General features: G+C 64.0%; 28 protein-coding genes. 9 read left to right on the top strand and 19 right to left on the bottom strand.

Annotated features, from left to right (window positions below):
* Window positions 1-26: 26 nt before the first annotated feature.
* Both MU449_RS02095 and MU449_RS02090 read right to left on the bottom strand, forming a co-directional pair.
* A complete protein-coding gene (locus MU449_RS02095) occupies window positions 27-2,519 on the bottom strand; it encodes an ABC transporter permease (RefSeq protein WP_244736348.1) in 2,493 nt (830 codons plus the stop codon).
* Window positions 2,516-3,181 carry an ABC transporter ATP-binding protein gene (locus tag MU449_RS02090; protein WP_244736347.1) on the bottom strand — a complete coding sequence of 222 codons (666 nt, stop codon included), beginning with the start codon at window positions 3,179-3,181 and terminating at the stop codon, window positions 2,516-2,518. The genes MU449_RS02095 and MU449_RS02090 overlap by 4 nt, the downstream gene beginning before the upstream one ends.
* On the opposite strand from MU449_RS02090, the gene MU449_RS02085 reads away from it, so the two are divergent.
* Complete coding sequence (locus MU449_RS02085; RefSeq protein ID WP_425309833.1) at window positions 3,180-3,848, top strand: arylesterase; 669 nt, start codon at window positions 3,180-3,182, stop codon at window positions 3,846-3,848. The genes MU449_RS02090 and MU449_RS02085 overlap by 2 nt on opposite strands.
* Here the strand turns inward: MU449_RS02085 and bluB are convergent.
* Window positions 3,845-4,516, bottom strand: a complete 672-nt coding sequence (gene bluB, locus MU449_RS02080; RefSeq protein WP_244736346.1) for a 5,6-dimethylbenzimidazole synthase — start codon at window positions 4,514-4,516, stop codon at window positions 3,845-3,847. The genes MU449_RS02085 and bluB overlap by 4 nt on opposite strands.
* Window positions 4,517-4,588: 72 nt before the next feature.
* Between bluB and MU449_RS02075 the strand changes: the two genes are divergently transcribed.
* From MU449_RS02075 to MU449_RS02040, 8 genes are all read left to right on the top strand, one after another.
* Complete coding sequence (locus MU449_RS02075) at window positions 4,589-4,924, top strand: zinc ribbon domain-containing protein YjdM (protein ID WP_280517620.1); 336 nt, start codon at window positions 4,589-4,591, stop codon at window positions 4,922-4,924.
* A gap of 218 nt (window positions 4,925-5,142) precedes the next feature.
* On the top strand, window positions 5,143-6,105 hold the full coding sequence (locus MU449_RS02070) for a hypothetical protein (protein ID WP_244736345.1): 963 nt from the start codon (window positions 5,143-5,145) through the stop codon (window positions 6,103-6,105).
* On the top strand, window positions 6,105-6,335 hold the full coding sequence (locus tag MU449_RS02065) for a hypothetical protein (RefSeq protein WP_244736344.1): 231 nt from the start codon (window positions 6,105-6,107) through the stop codon (window positions 6,333-6,335). The genes MU449_RS02070 and MU449_RS02065 overlap by 1 nt, the downstream gene beginning before the upstream one ends.
* On the top strand, window positions 6,332-6,757 hold the full coding sequence (locus tag MU449_RS02060) for a hypothetical protein (RefSeq protein ID WP_244736343.1): 426 nt from the start codon (window positions 6,332-6,334) through the stop codon (window positions 6,755-6,757). The genes MU449_RS02065 and MU449_RS02060 overlap by 4 nt, the downstream gene beginning before the upstream one ends.
* Window positions 6,721-7,572, top strand: a complete 852-nt coding sequence (locus MU449_RS02055; RefSeq protein WP_342345630.1) for a DNA adenine methylase — start codon at window positions 6,721-6,723, stop codon at window positions 7,570-7,572. Before MU449_RS02060 ends, MU449_RS02055 begins: the two co-directional genes overlap by 37 nt.
* A gap of 5 nt (window positions 7,573-7,577) precedes the next feature.
* The gene (locus MU449_RS02050) at window positions 7,578-8,228 is read left to right on the top strand and encodes a hypothetical protein (RefSeq protein WP_425309829.1); all 651 of its coding nucleotides are present in this window, start codon (window positions 7,578-7,580) and stop codon (window positions 8,226-8,228) included.
* Window positions 8,225-8,587, top strand: a complete 363-nt coding sequence (locus MU449_RS02045) for a sarcosine oxidase subunit delta (protein ID WP_244736338.1) — start codon at window positions 8,225-8,227, stop codon at window positions 8,585-8,587. The genes MU449_RS02050 and MU449_RS02045 overlap by 4 nt, the downstream gene beginning before the upstream one ends.
* A 10-nt stretch (window positions 8,588-8,597) precedes the next feature.
* Window positions 8,598-8,840, top strand: a complete 243-nt coding sequence (locus tag MU449_RS02040) for a hypothetical protein (RefSeq protein WP_244736337.1) — start codon at window positions 8,598-8,600, stop codon at window positions 8,838-8,840.
* A 253-nt stretch (window positions 8,841-9,093) separates the two neighbouring features.
* On the opposite strand, the gene MU449_RS02035 is transcribed toward MU449_RS02040, so the two are convergent.
* From MU449_RS02035 to MU449_RS01960, 16 genes are all read right to left on the bottom strand, one after another.
* Window positions 9,094-11,922: a calcium-binding protein gene (locus tag MU449_RS02035; RefSeq protein ID WP_244736336.1), complete on the bottom strand. Its 2,829-nt coding sequence runs from the start codon at window positions 11,920-11,922 to the stop codon at window positions 9,094-9,096.
* Window positions 11,923-12,455: 533 nt separating this feature from the next.
* The gene (locus tag MU449_RS02030; RefSeq protein WP_244736335.1) at window positions 12,456-12,665 is read right to left on the bottom strand and encodes a hypothetical protein; all 210 of its coding nucleotides are present in this window, start codon (window positions 12,663-12,665) and stop codon (window positions 12,456-12,458) included.
* Window positions 12,662-13,492 carry an N-acetylmuramidase domain-containing protein gene (locus MU449_RS02025; RefSeq protein WP_244736334.1) on the bottom strand — a complete coding sequence of 277 codons (831 nt, stop codon included), beginning with the start codon at window positions 13,490-13,492 and terminating at the stop codon, window positions 12,662-12,664. Before MU449_RS02025 ends, MU449_RS02030 begins: the two co-directional genes overlap by 4 nt.
* A gap of 756 nt (window positions 13,493-14,248) precedes the next feature.
* The gene (locus MU449_RS02020; protein ID WP_244736333.1) at window positions 14,249-14,671 is read right to left on the bottom strand and encodes a hypothetical protein; all 423 of its coding nucleotides are present in this window, start codon (window positions 14,669-14,671) and stop codon (window positions 14,249-14,251) included.
* Window positions 14,664-14,849: a hypothetical protein gene (locus MU449_RS02015; RefSeq protein WP_244736332.1), complete on the bottom strand. Its 186-nt coding sequence runs from the start codon at window positions 14,847-14,849 to the stop codon at window positions 14,664-14,666. Before MU449_RS02015 ends, MU449_RS02020 begins: the two co-directional genes overlap by 8 nt.
* A gap of 4 nt (window positions 14,850-14,853) precedes the next feature.
* On the bottom strand, window positions 14,854-15,096 hold the full coding sequence (locus MU449_RS02010; protein ID WP_244736330.1) for a hypothetical protein: 243 nt from the start codon (window positions 15,094-15,096) through the stop codon (window positions 14,854-14,856).
* Window positions 15,093-15,419 (bottom strand): hypothetical protein, encoded by a 327-nt coding sequence (locus MU449_RS02005; protein ID WP_244736328.1) that lies wholly within the window; start codon window positions 15,417-15,419, stop codon window positions 15,093-15,095. Before MU449_RS02005 ends, MU449_RS02010 begins: the two co-directional genes overlap by 4 nt.
* Before the next feature lie 14 nt (window positions 15,420-15,433).
* Window positions 15,434-16,435, bottom strand: coding sequence for a glycine-rich domain-containing protein (locus MU449_RS02000; RefSeq protein ID WP_244736327.1), 1,002 nt, complete (start codon window positions 16,433-16,435; stop codon window positions 15,434-15,436).
* Complete coding sequence (locus tag MU449_RS01995) at window positions 16,428-16,607, bottom strand: hypothetical protein (protein WP_244736326.1); 180 nt, start codon at window positions 16,605-16,607, stop codon at window positions 16,428-16,430. The genes MU449_RS02000 and MU449_RS01995 overlap by 8 nt, the downstream gene beginning before the upstream one ends.
* Window positions 16,607-16,984: a hypothetical protein gene (locus tag MU449_RS01990; RefSeq protein ID WP_244736325.1), complete on the bottom strand. Its 378-nt coding sequence runs from the start codon at window positions 16,982-16,984 to the stop codon at window positions 16,607-16,609. The genes MU449_RS01995 and MU449_RS01990 overlap by 1 nt, the downstream gene beginning before the upstream one ends.
* A 51-nt stretch (window positions 16,985-17,035) precedes the next feature.
* A complete protein-coding gene (locus MU449_RS01985) occupies window positions 17,036-17,230 on the bottom strand; it encodes a hypothetical protein (RefSeq protein ID WP_244736324.1) in 195 nt (64 codons plus the stop codon).
* Window positions 17,227-17,430, bottom strand: coding sequence for a hypothetical protein (locus MU449_RS01980; protein WP_244736323.1), 204 nt, complete (start codon window positions 17,428-17,430; stop codon window positions 17,227-17,229). The genes MU449_RS01985 and MU449_RS01980 overlap by 4 nt, the downstream gene beginning before the upstream one ends.
* A 54-nt stretch (window positions 17,431-17,484) precedes the next feature.
* Window positions 17,485-17,880: a hypothetical protein gene (locus MU449_RS01975; protein WP_244736322.1), complete on the bottom strand. Its 396-nt coding sequence runs from the start codon at window positions 17,878-17,880 to the stop codon at window positions 17,485-17,487.
* Entirely contained in the window at window positions 17,877-22,877 is a 5,001-nt protein-coding gene (locus tag MU449_RS01970) for a phage tail protein (RefSeq protein WP_244736320.1), read from the bottom strand. Before MU449_RS01970 ends, MU449_RS01975 begins: the two co-directional genes overlap by 4 nt.
* Window positions 22,874-23,260, bottom strand: coding sequence for a DUF6950 family protein (locus tag MU449_RS01965; RefSeq protein WP_244736319.1), 387 nt, complete (start codon window positions 23,258-23,260; stop codon window positions 22,874-22,876). The genes MU449_RS01970 and MU449_RS01965 overlap by 4 nt, the downstream gene beginning before the upstream one ends.
* A 6-nt stretch (window positions 23,261-23,266) precedes the next feature.
* The gene (locus tag MU449_RS01960) at window positions 23,267-23,872 is read right to left on the bottom strand and encodes a hypothetical protein (protein ID WP_244736317.1); all 606 of its coding nucleotides are present in this window, start codon (window positions 23,870-23,872) and stop codon (window positions 23,267-23,269) included.
* Window position 23,873: the final 1 nt, after the last annotated feature.

Here is a 23,873-nt window from a genome sequence, read left to right as displayed (position 1 = left end):
GCCGCACGATTTTGCGAGGGGTTTGATCACCCCTCGCGCAGGATTCGTGCCGGACGGGCCGAGAGGGGCCGCCATGCGAACAGGGCCGAGGCCAGCAGCGTGGCCGCCACCCCGCCGCCGATGATCATCAGGGCGGACCATGGCGCAAAGACGAAGGTCGATTCCAGCACGAAGCGCATCACCGCCCAGGCGGCAACCGCCCCCGCAAGCGCGGCCACGCCCCCCGCGACCAGACCCATCAGCGCCGCGCGCAGGGCAAAGTTCGCAAGGATCCAGGCCCGCGTCGCGCCCAGCACCTTCAGCACCGCCGCCTCGTGCAGGCGCGCGCGTTGCGCCGCCGCCGCCGCCCCGATCAGCACGGCCAGACCGGCGGCCAGCGTGATCGCCGCCGCCGCCCGCGTCGCGGTGGCCACCGCCCCCATGATCTCCATCACCCGCGCGATGGCGTCGCCCACGGAAATGGAGGTGACGTTCGGAAACTCCCGCCCCAGTTCGTTCAGCAGGGGGATGATGTCGCCCTGCGAATGGATGGTGACCACATTCGTATGCGGCGCACCGGCCAGCGCCGCCGGGTTCAGCACCATGACGAAACCCAGACCCGCATCGCTGAAATCCAGTTCGCGCAGCGAGGTGATGGTCGCCTCGATATCGCGGCCAAGGACGTTGATCGTCAGCGTGTCGCCAAGGCCGATGCCGATTTCCGCCGCCTCGGTCGCGCCGAAGCTGACCTGCGGCGGTCCGGTATAATCGGCGGCCCACCAGTCGCCGGCAATCACCTCCTCGGCCGGGGTGTCGGCATAGGTCAGGCCGCGATCGCCGCGCAGGACCCAGTGATCGCCCCCCACCTCGCGCGCAGGGCGGCCGTTGATGCGGGTCAGGACACCGCGCAGCATGGGGGCATGGGCCACCTCCGTCACCTTGGGCGCGGCCTCCAGCCGGGCCAGAAACGCGTCCACCTGATCGGGCTGCACATCCACGAAGAAATGCGAGGGCGCGCGCGTGGGCAGGTCGCGGTCGATGGCCTGACGCAGGTTCAGGTCGATCTGCCCCACCGCCGCCAGAACACCAAGCCCAAGGCCCAGCGACAGCACGGTGTTGCGCAGGCCCGCCCCCTCCCCCACCGAGGCGAGCGCCACGCGGAAAGACGGACGCCGCACCCGCCGCGCCGCCCGATGCGCCAACGCCTGAACCCCGCGCACGGCCAGCAGCAGCACGACCATCGTTCCCGCGATGCCGCCTGCCATTCCAAGGGTCAGCTTCCAGTCGCCGGTGAAGACCGCCGCCGCGCCGATCAGCGCCGCCGCCAGAACGACCAGCGCCACGGCATAGCGGAGGGGGGGCCGCCCCTCCGTCCCGCCACGATAGAGCGAGGCCGCGCGCAGATCGGCCACCCGCGCCAAGGGCCACAAGGTGAACAGCGCCGCAACCAGCACGCCATAGACGGCGGCCTGCAACAGCGGACCGGGATAGAGGCCGACCTGCACCGGAAACGGCAGGCTGGCCGCCAGCCAACCGCCCATCAGCATCGGCAGGGCCGCGCCCAGCGCCAGACCGCCCAGAACGCCCACGCCCGCCAGCACCCCCACCTGCAACGCCGAGGCCAGAAGGATCGTGCGGCCCGTGGCCCCCAGAACCCGCAAGGTCGCCAGCGTCGGCACCCGCCGCGCGACCCAGGCCGCCGTGGCCGCCTGAATGCCGACGCCCCCCACGGCCAGACCCGCCAGCCCCATCAGCGTCAGGAATGCCGCCATCTGGTCCACGAACCGTTCGGTGGAGGAGGAGGGCCGACGCTCATCCCGCCAGCGCATACCGGTGTCGGAGAACTGGCGCAGGGCCTCGGCCTTCAGCGCCTCAAGATCGGTGCCGTCGGGCAGGTCCAGACGGTAGTCGGCATCGAACACCGTGCCGGGGGCCAGAAACCCCGCCGCGCGCAGCGCATCCAGCCCGACCAGCGTGCGCGGCGCCCAGGACAGGCCCCCGAAAGACGCATCCGGTTCCGCCCGCAAAAGGGCCATCAGGCGGAAGGGGCGCCCGGCCAGGGTGACCTCGTCCCCCACCGTCGCGCCCAGACGGGCGGCCAGCGTCGGGTCCATCACCGCGCCGGGAAGATCGTCGCCCGCGAAGGCCTGCCCGATGGGCATCGCGGGGTCGAGCGTGACCGCGCCGAACATCGGATAAAGCCCGTCCACCCCGCGCAACTGCGTCAGCACGCGGCTGTCGCCGATCCCGGCCATCGACCGCATCTCGATCGTGGTGGACACGCGGTCGGACCGCGCCTCCATGAAGTCCATCTCGGTCGCGTCGGCCTCGCGGTAGGTGAAGCTCATCTCGGCATTGCCGCCGAGGATCTGCGCGCCCTGCGCCGCAATGCCGTTCTCGATCGCCGACCGCACGGTGCCGACGGCGGCGATGGCCGCGACGCCAAGGATCAGGCACAGAAGAAAGATGCGAAAACCGCGCAGGCCGCCGCGCATTTCACGCCGCGCGATCCGCAGCGCCATAGGAACGGTGCCGGTCATGCGGCCAGACGCCCGTCGGCCATGTGGACCACGCGGTCGCAGCGTTCGGCCAGTTCGGGCGCATGGGTCACCAGAACCAGCGTCGCCCCATGATCGCGCAGGCCGAACAGCAGATCCATGATCTGCGCGCCGGTCGAACTGTCGAGGTTGCCCGTCGGCTCATCCGCCAGAAGGATCGCCGGGCGCGGTGCCCAGGCGCGGGCCAGCGCCACGCGCTGCTGCTCGCCCCCCGACATCTGGCGGGGATAGTGGTCCAGCCGGTGGCCCAGACCCACGGCGTTCAATTCTTCGGCAGCGCGGGCCATTCCGTCCTCCTGCCCTGCCAGTTCCAGCGCCAGCGCCACGTTTTCCTGCGCGGTCATCGTGGGGATCAGGTGGAAAGACTGAAACACCACCCCCATATTCCCCCGGCGGAAGCGGGACAGCGCGTCTTCGTCCATGGCGGACAGATCCTGGCCCAGCGCCCGCACCGTTCCGCCCGTGGGCCGCTCCAGCCCGCCCAACAGCATCAGAAGCGAGGATTTCCCCGACCCCGACGGCCCGACAAGGCCCAACGTCTCCCCCCGGTGCACGTCAAGATCGATGCCGCGCAGGATCTCGACCGGACCCGCACTGCCGTTCAGCCGCAAGGCCGCCTGTTCCACCTGAAGGACCGTATTCATGACCATTTCCCTGTTCCGCCCTTTCCGTTGTAATCACTCGACGCGGCTTCGCCATGCCCTTGCGGCATTTTGTCTGGCCCTGACGCCGGTCATGGCCCCCGCGCAGACAGTGGTGGCCTTGGGCGACAGCCTGACCCAAGGCTATGGCCTGCCCGACGGCGAAGGGTTCGTGCCGGTTCTTCAAGCATGGCTGCGGGACCGCGGGCATGACGCGACGATCGTCAACGCGGGCGTGTCGGGTGACACCACCGCAGGCGGGCTGAGCCGCGTGGACTGGGCGCTGCAACCGGACGCGGAGGCGCTGATCGTGAACCTTGGCGGCAACGACATGCTGCGGGGCCTCGACCCCGCGCAGACACGGGCCAATCTGGACGCCATCCTGACGAAAGCGGATGAGCGCGGGCTTCCCGTCCTGTTGATCGGGCTGCGCGCGCCGGGCAATTACGGGCCGGATTTCCAGACGGCCTTCAACGCGATCGCGACCGATCTGGCGGCAAAGCACGGCGCGATTCTGGCCGATGATTATCTGGGGCCGCTGGTGTCGGGCAATCAGCTCGACCGCCGCCTGATGCAGGATGACGGCATCCACCCCAATGCCGAAGGCGTGCAGCGGTTGGTGGCGGTTGTCGGCCCTCAGGTGGAAGAGCTTCTGACCCGCGTGAATTAATCCGACCAGCGGTCGGTGCGGATATGGGGCGCCAGGGGGGCCGCGCGACCCCAGCCCCGCGCCTCCAGTTCCGGGCCGTCATGAAGTTCGTCCACATGGCCCAGGCACAGATAGGCCACCGGCACGACATGATCCGGCAGATGCAGGATGCGGCGCAGATCGTCCTGCCGGAAGATGCTGACCCAGCCCACCCCGATCCCTTCCGCCCGCGCGGCCAGCCACAGATTCTGCACCGCGCAGACCGTCGAATAAAGATCGGTCGCCGGGTCGTGGGTCCGGCCCAGCACCACCGGGCCGCCCCGGCGGCGGTCGCAGGTGATGCACAGGTTGATCGGCGCCTCCAGAATGCCCTGCAATTTCAGGTCGGAATAAAGCGCGCGTCGTTCCCCGTCGAACATCGCCGCCGCCTCGGCATTGGCCAGATCGAACGCGGCCCGGACCTCCTTGCGCAGGGCCGGATCGCGAAGGATGAGGAAATCCCACGGCTGGGACAGGCCGACCGACGGCGCGGCATGGGCCGCCCCCAGAAGCCGCATCAGAACATCGTCGGCAATGGCCTCGGGACGAAACGGACCCCGCACATCGCGCCGTTCGCGGATCGCGCGATAGATGGCCGCCCGCTCCGCGTCGGAGAACGGTCCCGCCGGTGTCCGCCCCTGTGCCGTCATGATCCGCCCTTTCCCGCCGATCCCCACGGCATACAGTGGCCGTGGGCGGGGCACCACGGTATAGACGCGCGCATGATGGATACCTTGCCCCCCTGCCCCGAATGCCGCTCCGCCTATACCTATCAGACGGATGCCCTGTTCAACTGTCCCGAATGCGGCCATGCCTGGTCGTCCGAGGTTCTTGCCGTGGCGGACATCCGCGATGCGGTCGGCAACCCACTGGCCGATGGCGACACGGTCACGGTGATCAAGGATCTGAAGCTGAAGGGGTCCTCCACCACGATCAAGGTCGGCACCAAGGTGCGCGGCATCCGGCTGGTGGAGGGCGACCACGACATCGACTGCAAGGTGCCGGGAATCGGGCAGATCGGGTTGAAATCCCAATTCGTGAAAAAAGTGACGGAGTGATGTGGGGGCCTTCGGGCCCTTTTTTCATGCCAAGGCGCGGGGCAAAGCCCCCGAGGCACGGTCGTCAACGTCATGAAGGGTAATGGTGAACCCGGAGCGATTCGAACGCCCGACCCTCAGATTCGTAGTCTGAATTTTCTTCGTTGATATCATCGTCGGTTGTCTCGCGCTCCAGCCCAATACCGGGCTGGGGCAACCCGTTCGAAACGGATAGAGACATGACCCAAAAGCAACCCGATCCCCCTGCCCCGGCCACCCCAGACCTGACGCCGAAAGGTGTCGAAAAAGCTCTGTTCCCGCTGATCCGCATGATGAACGGCTACGGTTCTCTGCGGGATACGGAGGTGGTGGCGATACTGGAAACGACACGCGCGCTCGCGGCCCGCGCCACCTCGCCCAGAGACACGACACACACGGGTCTGCTTGCCGAGGTAGCACGGCTCCGTCCGCACTACCAATCCCAGACGGCCACGGACATCGCTCGGCGGCAGATGCTCGACCATTTTGAGAAGTTCGCCCTTCTGGACACCCCACCCGCCCCGCAGGAGACAGCGGGGGAGGCTGTGGCGGATGACACGCTTCACGCCGATCTTGCTATGGCAGCGGAGATGTGGGCGCTTCATTCTGTCGGAGAAAAAAGCCCTACGTTCTCGCGCGGAGACGCACGACACTATGCCGATCTATTCCAAAGGGCGCTGAGGGCGACCACCCACCCCACCCCCACCGCTGCGCCCACGGACAACGCGGCGCTGGTGGAGGCGTGGAAGATTGGACGAACCTCCACGTTGAACTGCATTCGTCACGGATGGGTCGAGGATCGCGACGAAAAAGAAATTGAGGATGCCATCCTCGCGATGTCACCACCTGCCGCTTTGGATGTCCTTGCCAGCCGTCCCGCCGAGGCGACCAGCCGCGAACGGGTGGAAGGGATGCCGAGCGGATTTGGATTGAGGGGGGGGCACGAAAATAAGCCCGCTGTCGTTTGGGATTACCACGACGAATGCTGGTGGAGGCAAGAATACATTCGCGCCGACCACACCACCCCACCCGAGGACGTGGGGGCGCTGGTGGCCGCAGAGCGGTTCATCAGCGGCTTTGAGGGCGATGAGACGCAGGTGGGCGTGGCGGACCTGCTGGCGACCATCCGCGCGGCCATAGCCAGTCACAAGGGAGGGGCGTGATGACCGATCTCCACATCGAGCCGATCACCGATGTCCGCGTAGGATCCGTGATCGCCACATGCGGCATGTGCGGAAGTGACATTGAGATAGAGCACAAGCATCTCGACCATGAGACAGGTCGCGTTTGCGCGTCTGGCGCATTCAAGCATTGCCCGGAATGCGAAGGCGTTTTCGATGCCACCGCCTCCACGTTTTCCGCATATCTCGAAGCAAACGGGGAAAAGGCATGACCCCTCCCATCCCCCACATCGAACGCCAGCAGACCGGCCCCCTGGGTGACCGCCACGTCACGCAATACTGGCTGTCGGACGGCACCCACCTGCGCAGCGAGGCCCGCACCCCCGACACCGCGAACCTGAATGTCGCGTGGGCCTATCGCGAGGCTGCGGAACGCGCACGGCGCGGGGGCGAGGTGCCGCAACCGCTGCTGCCCATGACCCCCGTGGGCTTCGCCCATCCCCGCGACGTGCTGCTGGCCCGCATTGCCGACGCGCTGGATGGCTGGCCGCAGTTCGCAGATCTGCGGCGCCAGGCGCTGGTCGAGTTGTTCGGCTCGATCGGCCCCGCCGCGCCCGCCTGCGCCTGCAACCCGCCCGAGGGCCACACCCATCAGACATGGTGCCCCGAGGGGCCGGGAGCGATGTATCCATGAATGCCCCAACCCGCCCCATCCTACGCTGGCATGGGGGCAAGTGGATGCTTGCCCCATGGATCATCAGCCACTTCCCCCGGCATCGCGTCTATGTCGCACCGTTCGGCGGGGCCGCATCGGTGCTGATGCGCAAGCCACGATCCCATGCCGAGGTCTACAATGACCTTGATGATGAGGTGGTAAACCTGTTTCGCGTTCTGCGCGGCCCTCAGGCGCAAAATCTGCGCGACAGCCTTCGCATCACCCCCTTTGCCGAGGTGGAATTCATCGAGGCGTATAATCCCGCCGATGATGACCTTGAACGCGCCCGCAGGACTGTCGTTCGATCCTTTATGGGGTTCGGGTCCAATGCGGTGCATCGGAGATCCGGCTTTCGGCAGAACAGCAGCCGGTCTGGCACGACACCGGCGCGGGACTGGATGAACTACCCCGACGCGATGAACGCCATGATCGAGCGATTGCAAGGCGTGGTGATCTCACACCGCAGCGCCTGCGACGTCATGACCGCCCATGATGGGCCGGACACGCTCCATTATGTCGATCCGCCCTATGTCTTCGCGACCCGCACTGATGCGGCCGCAGACTACGCGCATGAAATGACAGACGCGGATCACAGCCAGATGCTGGAGGTGCTTCGCAGCCTGACGGGGAAGGTGGTTCTCTCGGGCTACCCCCATCCCATGTATGACGACGCGCTGACCGGCTGGCACAGGATCGAGCGCAAGGCGCTGGCCGATGGAGCTGCTGCCCGTGTCGAGGTGCTCTGGATGAATTTTGCGCCCATGGGCGCAGCATCGCAGGGGGTGCTGATATGACCCCCATGCGGATCCTGATTGGCTGCGAGACCTCGGGCGTGATGCGCCGGGCCTTTGCCGCCCGTGGGCATGACGTCTGGTCTTGCGACCTGCTACCCGCCGACGATCGCAGCAATCGCCATATCGTCGGAGACGTGCGCGATGTGCTACGCGACGGCTGGGACATGCTGGCCGTGATGCACCCGCCCTGCACCCGGCTTTGCAACAGCGGTGTGCGCTGGCTGACTGCCCCGCCGCGTGGTCGGACCTTAGCCGAAATGTGGGCGGAGCTGGCCGAGGGCGCGGCCCTGTTTGCGGAGTGCTGGAACGCCCCCATCCCGCGCGTGATGATCGAGAACCCTGTGATGCACCGCCACGCCAAGGAGCGGAAGCCGTCCGACCTGCCCAAGCCGCAGATCGTCCAGCCATGGTGGTTCGGGGATGAGGCGTTTAAGGCCACCGGCCTCTACCTGCGCGGCCTGCCTCAGCTGACGGCGACGAATCGCCTGACCCCGCCCCGCAAAGACGAGGATCCCGCCCGCCACGCCGCCTGGTCGAAGATCCACCGCGCCAGCCCCGGCCCCGATCGCTGGAAGCAGCGCAGCGCAACCTTTCCCGGCCTCGCCGCAGCCTGCGCGGAACAGTGGTCGCCCATGATCGAGGAGATGGCGGCATGACCTGCCCTTATTGCGACGACCGCCCCCTGCCGCACTTCGTAATCGGTGGTGAAATGGCCCTGAGCCAAGACGAGATGGCCCTTTACATAGACAACCCAACCGGGGGCGATCCGCTAATCGTCGCCACCATCAAGCGCGTCTATCGGCAGAATGTCTTGGAGGCGATGGGGCTGCCGCTCCGCCCCGAATTGGCTGGGCTGGATGAGATCGAGCATGTCATTCATGCCGCCATGATGAAGATGATCAAGGTCGACGATCGTCATCGACGCCGATCAGCGGAAGAAAGCCCCATTGTCCGCGGATGGGCGAAGAAGGCGGCGATGCTCATCCGGGCCGCGTTACGCCCGTTCAGGAAGTAGGGCCACGCGCATGACCCAGAACACCAACACCGTCGTCATGCAGCGGCGGGTGGAGCCGCATCACAGCTTAGACGACTATCCCATACCCCCGTGGGCCACGCGCGCCCTGTGCGAATGGCTGTTTGCGGAGGAGTTGGCCGAAGAGACAGACGATGTGCGCGAACCGGCCGCAAATCGCGGGCTCCCACAAGCGCTGCGCCCTGATCGCGCACAGCGCCTTTACCGAGGGCTTAGGTCGGCGATCAGCGCGTGACCTCGGTATTGGGTTACCAATCGCGAATTGTCACGTTGAATGAACCAATCGCAACGGCGGTCTAGCGTTTTTGTTCGCTGCGTCATTCGATTTAATTGCAGCGAAAATGATAGCATCATCGACTGCTTTGATCAGAGAATTGCTAAGCCAGCGCATATCATATAATTTTGCTTGGATAGAATTATCGATGATATACTCAATAAGCTTCTCTTTGCCTGGCTCGGAGAGAGTAAGAAAGTGAAGATCGTTTATATTAGTCATGTCTTGACGCTCGTGCGTGATCTAGAATACTCGGTACAATTTTCTTGACAATGTTGCCGAATATGTTGTCGGGGGTTACGTATTTCGCTGCGACAGGGCCTGCAATCCAGTAGCCACGAACGAAGACTCTGCCTAAGGGATGGGTCAATAGAACTCGATCTCGAAATTCCCTCAGTTCCGTTACTTTCGGATGCCGCCTATCTCCATAACTGGCGGTAGCTACAAAGCAAATAATGCCACCACCATCGCTACTGCTATGATCTGGGGATGGCGGAGGGTAATCATCGTCGGGTGGGGGGTATCCATCGCCGTCTTCCCCAGGATCGCTCTCTTCAGAATCATCTTCGTCCGGCTGATCATCATCGGCGGGTGGAATATCGGGCTCATTACCTTCCGGAGGAGGATTTGGCTCGGGTATGGGCGGAGATGGGTCTGCGCTACCATCGTCTGGTAGATCTTCGGGTAGCGTATCCGGATCGTTAGGCACAGGCGAGGGATGGTTGTCGTCCGGATCGTCGGGGCGAGGAACCTGAGGATCTCCCGGCAATTCGCCTGGATTTCCGGGTCTAGGGGCGTTCACATGTGGATAGAGAACGTTCTTGATACCACCGGCGGCGTCGCTGGAGAAATACTGGTCTAGGAACTCGTGGTTCATGCCTTCAAATAGACTGGATACGCCGTCGCTATCTTGCGTAGCCTTCGCAACGGCCTCAGCTTGTTCTACAGTCAGATCGCCAATATATTCGGAAAGTAGTTTTGCTAATTCCTCTTTGCCTTCAATTGAGCCCTTCGGTGGTGACAAGTCAGATATTTGATCTTCATCTTTATCGCCCGCAGGAACTTCACCCTCATCTCCTAGCTGTGAAGTGAGATTTTCGTGAACGGCATCGTAGTGCTCCGCAGCATCACTCAGGCGAATGACACCAAATTTCCCAGTTTCTATAACTAGATCATTCGTTTCATCATCCTTTTTCAGCCCTGATATTGCCGAACGGATGTCTTCATCTGACCTACCTATTTTTAGGTAATCGCCAGCAGCATCGAAGCCGGTAATCGTGACGTCGCCGGTCGTTTGGATAGAAAAGAAGTCGTCACCGTTACTTTCGATGACAGAATTTGTATCTCCAGACAGGATTATCAGGTCGCCATCTGGCCCCGTTTTTATATAAGAATCTCCCGCATTCGATATAAAAACATTCGACCCTACCCCACCCACTAGCGTGTCGTTTCCGGCTCCCGCATGGATGACATCAACACCATCCCCGGCGAGTATCAGATCATCACCGTCCCCACCGTAGATAAGGTCGTTGCCAAGTCCGCCGTGGATTGTATCATCACCTAAATGTCCATAGATGGTGTCATTTCCCCATCCCCCCATCATCATATCCCCGAGGTCCGTATTCGGGTCGATTACGCTGTCTTGGCCCTCCATCCGGACGCCCACACCAGGCTGAGAAACGACAATTTGAATAAGACCATGCGGAGGCAGAACGAGTTCGCCGGCGGTAGCATTTAGTTCTTCGGCATTCGTATGCTCAAGTTCAACCCGAGATCGCGGCGTATGCGGATCGGATTCGTCCACAAAAGTCCCTGGTATGTCCTTCCCGCCAAGAGTTGTGGTGTAGATATGAACACCTTCGATACCGCCGGTCAGCTTCGCCAAGTCCAAGTCAACGGTACTGGACTCGTCCGATCTCGAAGAGAGGTAAATTACGGTTTTGTCACTGTTTCCATACGAGAACATTGCTACGTCCTCAGAGCCTGACTCGAGAACGTCGTCGATTTTCAGATCGGTTCGTTCTGTTCCTATCACGTTGTTGGCAAGTAGCCGGTAAGCTTCCCCTGCCGGAGTCAACCAGACATCTATATCTTGGGGACTTACACCTTCGTCATGGTTATCGGATTTTCCCGAAAGGCGTGTCACAAGGTGTTTGTATTGCCCCCCCCAGATGTTGGCCGACGTGACGTCGTTCTCCACCATCTGATCGAATGTCGCCAAGAGCCCGGCCATTTGTGGCATTCCTGGCTCATCCGTGTAGCTGCTCATGTTCCATTCTGAAAGGTGTACGGAAACGTGCTCGAGACCTTCAGCACCCTTAAAAATGTCAATATGCTTATAGAATAGGTCATGATCTAATGCTTGATCAAACGTCTTTGGGTAGTGATGTGATACGACAGAATCGATTGCTGCGCGCGCTTCAGCGTCAAGTTCATCAAGAATATCCTGGGTTTCGTTCGTATAGGTTTTCCACCAGGCGCCATTCTGAACTGCAATATTTGGCTCTGTGAAATCTTCCGGATTTTCAAGAGTTGCTTTGTATTCCTCGATTGTTTTATCGAGTTTTTTTGACATATAATTGGCGATTTTGCCATATTCTTGGGCAGTCATGGTTGTACCCCCGCCCCAATATTCATTTCCGATCTCAAAAGTGGCAATATCAACCTTACCGTATGCACCCAATAACATTTCGGAAACTCGGTCCATCATTTGGTCGATTGCGTACTCGTGTGGCTCTCGACTGCCAAATTCACCGACAGTAAGGAAATTGGCCGTTGGCAGGACAAAATCTATTTTTGCATTATGATCGTTAGTAAATTCAAAAGCCTCCTCAACAGAAAGTATATTCTCTGAGGATTCATCTTCATGAAATATCGCGTCCCAGCTTCCATCATAGGGACTGAGATCTTCCGTCACTGCACCGCCAGGATAGCGTAGCGATGACGTAGGGATCATGTCCAAATAGCGGTCATATGGCCCCCCTACGTCAGCCATATCTTTGTTGTACAGCAGGTGGCCGCCAAATAGGTCGCTGGTGATCATAAATGTCTCGCATGGATGTCTCACCGCGACTTGCCATGGAGTTGGTTAACAGTCCGTTAGTAGTATCCTGCTTTCTTCAATTTTGCAGATGTGTCACACACGGATTGGAAATCATGATTGCTAAAGTCATTGTCTGGATACTCGCATCGCTTTGGAAACGTTCGAAAAACCTCTCGCGATGGGACGAACATGCATTTTTTGCTAACGGTCCCATACTCGTCATGCCGAACGGTGACTTATCGATCGATGGTCATTCGTACCGCTTATGGGGGGTTGACTGGCCAGCGGATGGACACACGTGCCAGCAGCACCTCATAGCGCTTCTGCATTGGCGTAAAGTGTATGTCATGACTGCGGCGGCATGGGGGCGCCCCGATGAGGTTCGACTTGTTTGCGGACGAGGCGACCTTAACAAGCAACTTATCTCCGACGGTGCAGCCAGAAGATCCCGATAACGAAGTTAATACACCCAAATACTCGATGACACGTCACCGACATCGTGTTGCCGGTTTCAACGAGCGTTCTCGTCAACGTCACCGCCCCGCGTTCACCCGGTCCGGCACGAAATACCCCACCGCGATTGCGGCGACGAAGCCGATCAGCGCGGACATGCCCGGCCCCGCCAGCGCGGGCGCGGCCGTGGCCATCACCTCCGCCCATGCGGCGGTGGCGATCGGACCGATGGCGGACCCGGTCAGCAGCTTGTTCGTCGGCAGGGCCGACAGTTGCGTTGCAAGTTTCATGCGACAATCTCCGTGTTGAGAATGGCCCAAGTCTTGGGCCCGATGATACCGTCCGGCACGAGGCCATGGGCAGATTGAAAGGCGACGGCCGCCGCGCGGGTGTTCGCGCCGAACCAGCCGTCGACGCCGCGGGGATCGTGTCCTGCCGCCAGCAGGCGCTGCTGCGCGGTCTTCACCGCCGGGCCCCGTGCCCCGAGGCCGATCTTGGGCAGGTCCGGGGCCAGCACGTCCGGGATGGCCTGCCAGCGTTTGAAGGCGGCCGCGAGGCGAGTGTGATAACCATGCTGCGCATAGCCCGCCCCGTTGTAGCCGCGGGCGAAGCCAGACCAATCGTGACGGCGCAGGTCATCGTCCAGACCTTCGGAGGCTATGAATGCGACCATCGCTTCCAGATGCAGGGCTTCCGCATCACAGAACGCCGCCACCATATCGCCGGCATTGGCATAGCCCGCCGCCTTGTGGTTGAACCCCATGATCTGCCCCAGACCCCACGACGCCGAACGCAGCGCCGCGCGGGCGTCAATCTTCATCGCGAGTTCGAGGCGGGGATAGCTGTTCGCTGGATACGGCCGCATCCCCCATTTGGGATAGGCCAGCCCCTGCCCCTCCGCCGCCGTGCGCTTCTGACCGGCACCGAGCTCACGCCAGAATACATGCGGCTCGAACAGCATCTTGGGGCGGCCTTGGCGGTCGAACCCGCCGCCCGAGGTCTCCACCTCGATCACGGCGCGGATCTCGTCCTCGCCCACACCGATGCGCCGTCCGATGCGGGCAATATCAATCGCGGCCAGCGCCAGCGCGCGACCCTTGAACCCGAATGGGATCATGGTGGTCTCCAGATATAAAAAAAACCCCGCACGAGGCGGGGCATGTGTTAACTTTTTGGTAACAATGAACTAGTAGGCGGGATGTGTCATAGGGTTATCACATGAAAATTACATCCGACCTACTTATAAGCTTGAGTAGTTGTGCCTACGCAAATGGTCAAACTGACGTTGGAAGAGCACTCCTCGCTATAGTTGACTTTTTACCATGTGATTTGGGTTCTGCGACGCGTCCGCCCCTCCGAGACGTATCAAAATCAGATATAAATTCTGCAAACATGTTACATAAAACGTTAAATGACTCAGCGGCTTAATAGTTTGAATACTGTTAGACTGAACTAAGATGTTTTTGAATTTTTGTATTCAATTAACTTGAAACTGCAATTTCAAAAACATGCTCTATTTTAACGGTAAGGCATTTTTGAAAGCTGCTGATGCACAACGCCCGATACGGGCTAGCTCCATATCGTCACTAGTACAAATATTATCTAGCATCTTGTGGATATCGGATGATGATATTGAGGCTGATTGCATGTCATTTATACAATGCAAAAGGGCTAGGACCGAGGCCTTTCTGAGTGCTATTATCTCGCACTCCAACTCGTAAATCCGCAATATAGTTACCTCACTCATCTGGTGCCCATATACAAAGCCTAGGAAGCAGCCAAGTTCCGCCAAATGTTGTAAGCACATATATGCCTATTTAACGCTTTGTTAAGCACATTTTGCTTGTTGTTCACATTGTATGAACTTGGTACGTCACCCACCCCGCGTCCGGCGCAGTAGGTTCAGCAACACGCTGATCCTCCATTCGCCGGACGCGGGATACCACGGCGCGGTCAGGATCGAATACTTTCCCCGATCGATGTCGGGGATAATCAGCCACAGAAGCTTGAGCACCAGATACGCGCCATAGATCAGCGCGGCGCCGAACAGCACGTTCATGATCCCCCGCCCAAGAAACGCCCGCACCACCTCGGGCGCATAGGCCCAATAGATCGCCCGCGCCCCAATTGCGCTGGAAAGCCAGACATAGCTGGCCGCCAGATGCCACACCGCCGTGCCGTCCGGGCGCAGGAACAGCGGCAGGAACCCCCGCAGGATAAGCAGGTGCAGCAGCACCAGCACCGCCGTCACCAGCGTGTCGGCCATCAGGGCCAAGTCTTTCACCAGTTCAGGCATCGTTCCGCCCCCTCCTGCGTTCGGTAAATTCGTCCAGGACGCCTTGCAGGGCGTCCCGTTTGCGGCGCAGCTCATCCGCCTCGGCCTGCACGACGGCCACGGCGATGTCGGCCTGCAGCTCCAGCCGATCGCGGACCGCGCGCCGTTCGGCCGCGCGGCGGCCGGTCAGGATATCCATCAGCCTACCCATTGCGACGATCCTTGATGACCTCGGCCAAGGTGGTGAGGTCTCCCCCCACGTCGCGCATCGCGGTGGTGGATTCGGTCGAGAGCTTCGCCAGCCGTTCGGCGTTGCGCTCCTGGTCGGCAATCCGCGCATCCTGCACCTCCGTCAATCGTCGCCACAGGATCAGCAGCGCGCCGGCCATCCCAACCAGCACCAGCCCGACCAGCCCGAACCTCTCGATGATCAGGTCGAGGTTCACGCCACCGCCCCCACCACGTTGATCACCAGATACCCGCCATTCGGCACGGTCTCGATCGCGCCATCCGCGCGGGTGATTTGGAACTCCGCCTCATGCAGCCCCGGCAGGGCGGTGTCGGTATCGGCCCAGTAATAGACCACCACCCCCTCCGGCGTGATCTGGCAGGGCTGGCGGTCCACCACCACCGGCCCGCCATAAGGGCGGCGCATCGAGAACGTCACCCTGTCCCCGACCTCCAGCGGGATCGGCCCCTGCGCCGTCTCCAGCACACGGGCCAGCGCGGGCGAGGTGTCGCCCTGCTTGATGGTGAATGTGTCGGCCATGAGAATCCTCGATGTCAGGTGAAGCGCCGCCCCGGATCACGGGTCCAGCTGCGGCTGTGTTCGGCGGTGGCGATGCGGCCCCGCGCCAAATAGAGTGGCGTGAGGCTGCCCCCGCCGGTCAGGGCGGGCAGATCCGCGCCGCCGGTGATGGCCGCGATCGGGACCAGCGTTCCGCCACCGGTCAGCGCGGGCAGATCGCCTCCGCCCGCCACGGGCGAGATGACCGTCGCCCGCCCCGCCGCTGTCATCGCGGGCAGCGTCCCGCCGCCGGTGATCGGAGTGACGGGCAGCGCATAGCGCACCATCACCGCCCCCGGCTGCGCGGCCCACGCGCCGTTCGTGGCCCCGCCGGTGCCCCATGTGCCGACGCCTTCGGGGCGCACCGGGGCCGCTCCACTCCGCCCGCCGCTGCCGCCGGGGGCATAAGCCACGGAAACGCCGGTGAAGGTCAAAACGATGGGCGGCCCGCCGGTGCCGGGATTGCCCGGCGACGCATCGCCCCCCGGCCCACCATTGCCGCCCCCGCCACCGCCGCCGCGTGTGCCGGTGCCGCCGATCGCACGGCGGCCGCCGTCAAAACCGGGATTGCCCTTGCCGCCGGGATAGACGGTGGATTGCCCGTTCGTGCCCGATGCCCCCGCGCCGCCACCATTCCCCCCATCACCGCCGATGGAGTTCTCAGCCCCGCCGCGCGTCCCAAGGCCGCCGCCGGGGGCCAGCAGTCCAAAGGCCGAGGTGTCGCCGCCCTTCTGCATCGCCGCCGTGGGCGCGGCGCCGATGGTGATCGGATAGCTCCCCGCTGGAAGGGTCCGGCCCGCGAGCTGCAGCACATAGCCCGCCCCGCCGCCACCGCCCTCCGTGGCATCGCCCCCGGTCCCGCCCGCGCCGATCAGCACCGCGTCGAACGCCCCCGCCGCCGTCTTCACCAGCGTGGCGGAGGCGGTCAAGATCCCGAGGCGATAGGCCACGCCGTCGATCCGCACCGTGCTCCAGACGCCCGTGCTCTCGTCAAACATCGTCATCCTCCGGTGGGGGCGGATTGGGATCGGTGAAGCTCACCCCGTCGAACAGCCAGCCGATCCACACCCCGTCCGGCAGGGCCACCCAATCGGCGCGGTCGGGCGTGGCGTCATCGGCCACGATGGCGTTCACCACCACCCCGCGCCGGATCACACCCAGGGTCGCCATCAGGCACCTGCGGGCAGGGTCAGCGGCAGGGCATCGACCCGGAACACCTGGTTCACGGCAATCGACAGCGAGGAGGCGGTGATCTTGATGAACCCGGCCTCATCGGAAAGAGTCACATCGCCGCTGATCGCCTCCTCGCCCCTGGCGGTGATCAGGACGGCCTCCGCCGCCACCCCGGCAGCGGTCGCGGTCACCTCGCCCACGGGCCGTAGCGCGGCGGTCCCGTCCACGGCGGGGGCATAGGCGGGCGTGGCAAGGGGCACGGTGGCCAGCACGGCTTTGCCTGCCGTGCGGATCACCAGACGGCCCCCGGAGAGGTCGGCCAGCATCGCATCCACCCCCGTATTGCGGCGGGCGGTCGAAAGGGTCAGGGTCATGGGAAAGGCTCCAGATATGAAAGAACCCGCCGAGGGGCGGGCGCTGCGGGATCAGGCGGCGGGTGCAGGATCGGGCGGGGTGTCGGCAATCGGCTCGCCGCCCAGTTCTTTAATCCGGGCGTTCGCGAGGGCCAGCTTTTCTGCCATCTCGTCCAGCGTGATGCCCAAGGTCAGGCAGCGGTGCTCCAGCTGCTCCTTGTGCCATTTCAGTTCGCGGTTCTGCGCGACGATGCCCTGCACGCTCATGCCTTCTCCTCCGTGGTGGTGGCCGGCTCTTCGACCGCGCTGTCATCGGGATAGGCGTAATCGACCACGCCATCGCCGAACGATCCGCAGCCCACGCCTTCGGCGTTGTAGAAGCGAACGCCCGAGCCGTCGCGTTCCTCGCGCACGGCCTCCGCGAGGGTGATGACGCGGCCAGTTTTCAGATGCACCTTGTAGCCCATGGGCTGTCCTTTCGTGGTGATGCGGGGGGCGGACCATTCCGCCCCCTCGCGATGTCAGGACGACAGCGCCGCGCGCGCCGCAGCGCGGCGGGCGGTGATGTCGTCTGGGACCGGTTTGCCGCCCTCCGCCGCGCGGATGACCATCCAGTCGGTGTCGGCTAGATACGCTGCCGCCTCCGCACGGGTCTGCGCGTCCTCTTCGGCGGTGACGTCCGAGGCCGTGCGGGGGTCCGTCCATCGGTCGTGGGCGATGTCGAACACCGCCCACGGGCCGGGGCGCGGGGGAAGGTTTCTGACCTTCCCCCCCTTGAGATACACGTCCGATGGGGATGCGCTGCTCGCGATGGCCGCGCCTCCCTCCGGGATGTTGGCCGAGAGGATCAGGTCGCTGTCGGTGTCGATGGCCCCGAGGCAGTGGCCTACGTCGTCAAACAGAAGATACCGGCTCATTTCATGGCCCCGATCGCTGCAAGCTGACCTTCGGCGGTGATGCGGGCAGCGTCCCACCCCCGCCACAGCAGCCGGACCACATTGTTGCCGGTCGTGCCCTGCACCATGAACTGACCAGACGGCCAGTCTGCGGGCAGGTTGTTGTCCGACTTCTCCGTGACGATCTGCCCGTTGACCTCCAAACGGATGCCATAGCGTCCAAAGCCTCCATCGTAATATCCATGCCGGATGGACCACCAAATTAGGATCGGCGCAGCTTGCGAGAGTGGGATCACCACCCGCGCCAGCTGAGCATAGGTATTCGGCCCCGTTTGCTCGACAACCGGCCCGGACATGCCGACCGGCACGGTGACCTGATTGTCGCCGATGTTGAACGTCCGGACGGCAAGACGATCGATAGCCCCATTTTCGAAGGTGACCGACCGTGCCGCCATGGCGTCCGCCGTGATCGACTTCGCGGCGATGGCCCGCGCGGTGACCGAGTTTGCCGCCAGGGCATTCGCCGTCACCGACCCAGCCGCCAGATGGCTGGCGAGGATGGCCGAGGCCGCGATCGCGTTGGCGGTGATGGACCCCGCCATGATCTTGGCCGCCGTGATCGCCCCATCCACGATCAACTCGCCGCTGTTGCGCAGACGCATTTCGAACCCGGCAAGATAGGCTGTGCCCGCTGTGGCGTCGTTGCCAAGGGTGATGTTCAGCGCATTCACCCCGTCCGGCACCCGGAACACCGCGCTCCGCTCCGCCCAATTGGACGAGGTGAAATGCGGCAGATCCCCGGCAGCGTAGGAGATGGACGCGAGGAATGACCCGTTCTGATCCCCGATGCGCAGCTTCGAGTTGGCCGATTGCCCGTTCCACGACGCATCGCGCACACCGTAGAACCGGATGAAATACTCCGCCCCCGGCGTGACCGGGAACGAGGGCATCTCATAAGCCACCCCGGACCATGCCCCGGCGATCATCAGCGCCGATTGGCCCCGATAGCCGGTTTGGCCCGACGCGCTGGACCAGTCACCGCGCCCGCCATTCGCCCCTGAAGTGGGAAGGAAGGGGCTTGTGGCCATCGCATCGGCCCCGTCGAACAGGTTCTCCAGATTGGAGACGGCCAGCTTCGACGTGGCGATGGCCTTGGCCGCGATCTGTTCCGCCCCCACGGCCCCGGCGGCGATCTTGGCCGCCGTGATCGCGTTGGCGGCGATGGCACTCGCCGTGACCGAGTTTGCCGCAAGGGCATTCGCGCTCACACTGTTGGCGGCCAAGGCCCGCGTGGTCACCGCGTCGGTGGCGATCTTGTCGGCCACCACCGCGCCCGCCGCCAGAAGCGTCGTGCTGATCGAGGCCGATTGGATCTCGCGCGCCGTGATGGCGTTGGCCGCGATCTGACTGGCCGTGACGGCCGAGGCGGCGATCTTGGCCGTGGTGACCGCCAGCGCGTCCAGCTTGGCCGTGGTGATGGCCCCGCTGGCAATCTCCGCCGAGGTGATGGTGCCCGCCGCGATGGCCGCTGCCGTGACGGCATTGGCCATGAGCTTGGCGGCGGTGATCGCCCCATCCACGATCAGTTCGCCTTGGGTCTTCCACCGCACGGTGACGCTGTCGAGATAGCCGTAGTATCGTTGCTGATCGTCGGAGATCCGCTGCACCGTCACATAGAACGCTGCAGCCCCCGGCGGGGCCACCACGCTGCCGGAGAAGACCACCGGCGTGGTGGATTGCGTGGTCTGGGTGAAGAGGTGATTGGCCGCCAGCTGGTTGCCGCTCCCATCCTCGAAGACCAGCCGCATGCGCACGGTCATCAGCCGATCGCTGCTGCCGCTCGCCCGTGCCCGAAGCGAGCCGAACACCTCGTCCCCCGGCGCGACCGGGATCCGCTTTGTCCAGGTGTTCAGCCCCCCGTCCATCGTGTCGATCCGCAGAGCGAACTCTGACGGCACGTTGGAGGGGGAGGGCAGGACCGATACCCCGCTGGCAAGGTTCCACCCGTCCGACGATCCCCCGGCGAAGATGCCGTTGGTCACCAGATTGGTGAAGTCGGTGATCACCAACTTGGAGGCCGTGACGGCATTCGCCGCCAAGGCATCGGTGCTGATCGCCCCGGCCTGGATATGCCCCGCCTCGATCGCATTGGCGGCAATTGCCCCCGCCGTGACCGAGTTCGCCGCCAAGGCCAGTGCCGTGACGCTGGCCGCCGCCAGTTTGCCCGCCGTGACCGCAAACGCGGCCAGCGTGTCGGCCACCACCGATCCGGCGGCAAGAATGGCCGTGCTGACCGAACCCGCCGCCATCTTGCCTGTGCTGATTGCCCGGTCGGTGATCTGGGTGCCGGTGATCTGCCCGGTCAGCTTTGCCGCCGCGATGGCCGCGATCTGATCATTGCCAAGCTGCCCCGACACGTCCGCCGCCGGAACGCTGGCCGTCCAGCCGCTGCCGGTGTTGCGGTAGAGCTTGCCGCCCTCCGTGGTCAGCGACACCACCCGCCCGAGGACGTGGGGCGCCCCCGGCAAGGAGGTGACCCGCTCGATCGGACGCAGCCCGTCCGCGAACTTCGACAGCGACAGAGCGGCATCCGCGATCTTGTCATCCGTGACCGCGCCCGAGGCGAGCTTGCCAGCCGCAATCGCGCCATCCGCGATCTTGGCCGTCGACACCGCGCGATCGGCAATCTGCACCGATCCGATCTGGCCCGTCAGCTTCGCCGCCGCGACGGCGGCGATCTGGTCATTGGTCAGCTGGCCGGTGACGTTCACCGCCGGAACATCGGCGCTGTAGCGGGTGCCGTCCCACGAATAGAGCCGCCCCTTGAAGGTGATCGTGGTGGCGGTGCGGATCGTGGGAAGGGTGTCGCCCTCCACGTTCTGGATCAGCGCCAGCCCCTGGGCGATCTTGGTGGCGTCGATCGCCCCGTTCGGCACACCGGCAAAGATCGTGGTGACCCACGCGTTGCCGTCCCAGCGATAAAGCACCGCCTCCGGCATCTTCAGCACGATCTTGTCGGGCGTCGGATTGGCCGGGAACGCGGTGACCGTCTCAATGCCCACCTTCGTGGCGATGTCGGTGAAGTTGTCCCAGACCTGCTGGCCGATATCGTCGGGCTGCAGCTTGACATCCGGGGCAGTCACCGACAGCCACCTGGTCCAACGGGCGTCATAGCCGCGCAGGTCGGGGCGGATTCGCGCCTCGTAAACTTGGCCCGGCACGATCCCATCGGCGGCGATCACCTCGCCCGCCGCCACATCGCCCACGGTGCCGCGCAGCGACACGGTTTCGCCCGCGCGGCGCACCTGCCACAGAACCGCCGACAGCGGATCCAGATCGAAGGTATCCCAAGACAGGCGCAGGGCCGGACGGCGCGCGTTGCCCGCATCGTCGGTCAGGACCACACCCGCCACCGTAAACCCGGCGGCAAGATCAATCTGCGGCGGCTGAAACGGCACGGCAGGCTGCGGGGTGTAGGGCAAGGTGAAGCCCGGTTGCCAGTTGTAATCTTCGGGATCGCGCTCGCGCAGCGTGACGCTGACCAGTTGTGTCACCGGATCCGTGGTGGCGGCCGAGACTTCGAACACCTTGGCGTCATAGCCGTTGCGCTCGCTCGACCAGGTGATCGAGTCCAGCGGTTCGACCGCGCCATAATCCGGGGGCAAAGTTAGGACGTGCCGGCGGAACCGACGCTCCTCCTCGACATAGGCCCGCCCCAAACGCTGCACCTGATCGGCATAGGGCGCTGCCGAAACAGTCAGATCCGCCACAAGCTCCTTGCCGCCATCGTCTGCAACGAAATCCGAGCGGAGGTAGAGCGGAGCCTCCGCCGCCTGCCAGTTCGACGCAGGATCCGGGAACGACACCGACACGCCGTTATGGGTCGCATCGAGCGCGGGGAACATGTCGAACGTCTGCTCCTCGGTCGCGAGAATGTCGTCATCGGTCAGATGCCCCACGGGCAGACCCGGGCCGCCGACACGTGCGCGCCAGACGCCACCGCTTTCCGTCAACTGGATGGACGCCGCCTTCGCCAGTTCCTCGATCACCGCCGCGGGCTCATCCGACAGCAGAGCCTCATACGAGGTACGCCATGCCGGTTCGGACCCACCTCCCTCCAGCGCCACCGGCGCATCGCAGGCGTCCATGGCCGCCATCCAGTTGGCCAGCGGCAGTTGCGCCGCCGTTGCCCGACCCCCATAGACCGCACCGCCCGGCAGGCGGATGCCGCGCAGCAGATTGTAGATCTGCACGGCGGGGTTCTCTGTCCCGGCCCACGTCGCGGGATTGCCCCACCGCTGCGCACCGTTACCGCCCACGCTGCTGTCGCGACGCGGGTCATAAAGCGGCGCCCCATCCAAGATGAATTGGCAGGACGGAAACCCTTGGAACCCCTCCCACCATGCGAAGGTCATGACGGCATAGCAGATGCCGGTGCCGACCATGTCCGCACCCCACGGGCGATCACGGTGATTGGCGTAGCGGCTGCGCAGCATGGGATCGGCAGCGGTCTGCGTCCCGTCGTAATACTGCACCCAGGCATGTCCGCGCGCGCCGCCGATGCTGACCTCCCGGCCATAGTCGGTATGCACGGTATCGGTGATCTCCACCGTGGCACCATCGATCATCAGCCCCGCCAGTCGCTGCCCCGGGCGCCCACCAAGGTGAATGACGTAGTTGAGGATGATGTTCGGCCGGTCGTAGCCCGACAGGGAATGGGCGTAGGGCGGGCAGACATGCGATCCGGCGACGGCATAGCGGCCCAGCACGAAGCTGTCAGGATTGATGTCGCCACGACCCGTATCGCTCGATCGCACGCCACCCGTCGTCGTTCCCGCAGCCGGGGTCGATGCAAGCGCCGTGGACAGGGCCGTCAGCGCGACCGAGGTCAGAAGCTGGCGCGCGACCGTGCCGCCCAAGGCGGAGGCGGCCCACCCGCCGGCGGCCAGACCGCCCGTTGCCCAGACGAGGCCCGCGCCGAGGGCGAGACCGCCGAGAACCTTGCCGACCTTGCTCATGCGGATACCTCGAAAACGTCCGTGACTTGTGACAGCGGCAGGGCCACCAGCCCCGTCTCGCCCAGATGATGTGCGGCCTCGCCGCCCCAGATGCCCATCGCAGGCCCGTCCAGCCCGGCCACCGCAACCAGATCGCCCACACGCGGCAAACCATCGCGGCGGGGCAATGCGCGGGCGAAGAAGGCGACATGATCGACCAGCCCCAAGCCGCGCATGATCCGCAGCCCGTCGCGCATCGTGGTATAGCGGCCGATCAGCCCGTCCGAGATATCCCGCCCGGTCCGTATCTCGACCCAACGGGCGGCGAATGTGGCGCAGTCATGCTGGCCATAGGCAAAAGGCTCGCGCGCTGATGCGGCGAGGTAGCGGTGAAGCATGATCATGGGGTGTCAGACCGTCTTGGCCCCCCAGAGGTCGCCTTTGGCGCCGCTGATACGGGCGTATTGCAGGAATGCGTCCTGCGGCCGCCGCGCCCGCAGGCTTTCGTCCGACCGCTTGCGCGGCAGGGGGCGGGTCAGCATCACGGCGTTGGACAGCACCGACAGCGTCGCTGTGGCCTCACCGCCCTGGGCGGGTGTGGTGATCGTCACCCCCGACACCTCCCCGTCGATCACGGGGCGCGGTGGCGCCAACAGCGCCCCGGTGAGGGTGTCGAATTCCGCCCGGTGAATCTGACACGGAACCAAACGCACGTCATAGCCGCGCAGGGCAATCTCCACCTCGGGCGCGATGCCCGAGAAGGTGATGTTGTGGCTGCGGACCTGAACCCCGGTCTCTTCCACGAATTGCGGCAGGCCCCCGACCGTGCCCGCCCCGTAATAGGTGCGGACAGCGTTCCCGATGGTGAAGTCCTGATGGTCGTCGCCTGTCCAAAACCCGATCGGGGAGGCTGCCCCCGTCTCCCGGTCCCTCGCTTCAATCCAGATCAGGTGGCGCGATATGATGCCAGCCCGCGCGGCGCGAGCGGCGAGAATGGCAGGGGCAAGATCGCGCATG

Source organism: Falsirhodobacter halotolerans, assembly GCF_022899245.1.
Lineage (GTDB): Bacteria > Pseudomonadota > Alphaproteobacteria > Rhodobacterales > Rhodobacteraceae > Falsirhodobacter > Falsirhodobacter halotolerans.
Note: the sequence above shows the minus strand (reverse complement) of the source record. Positions and strands in the feature narration are given on the sequence as shown.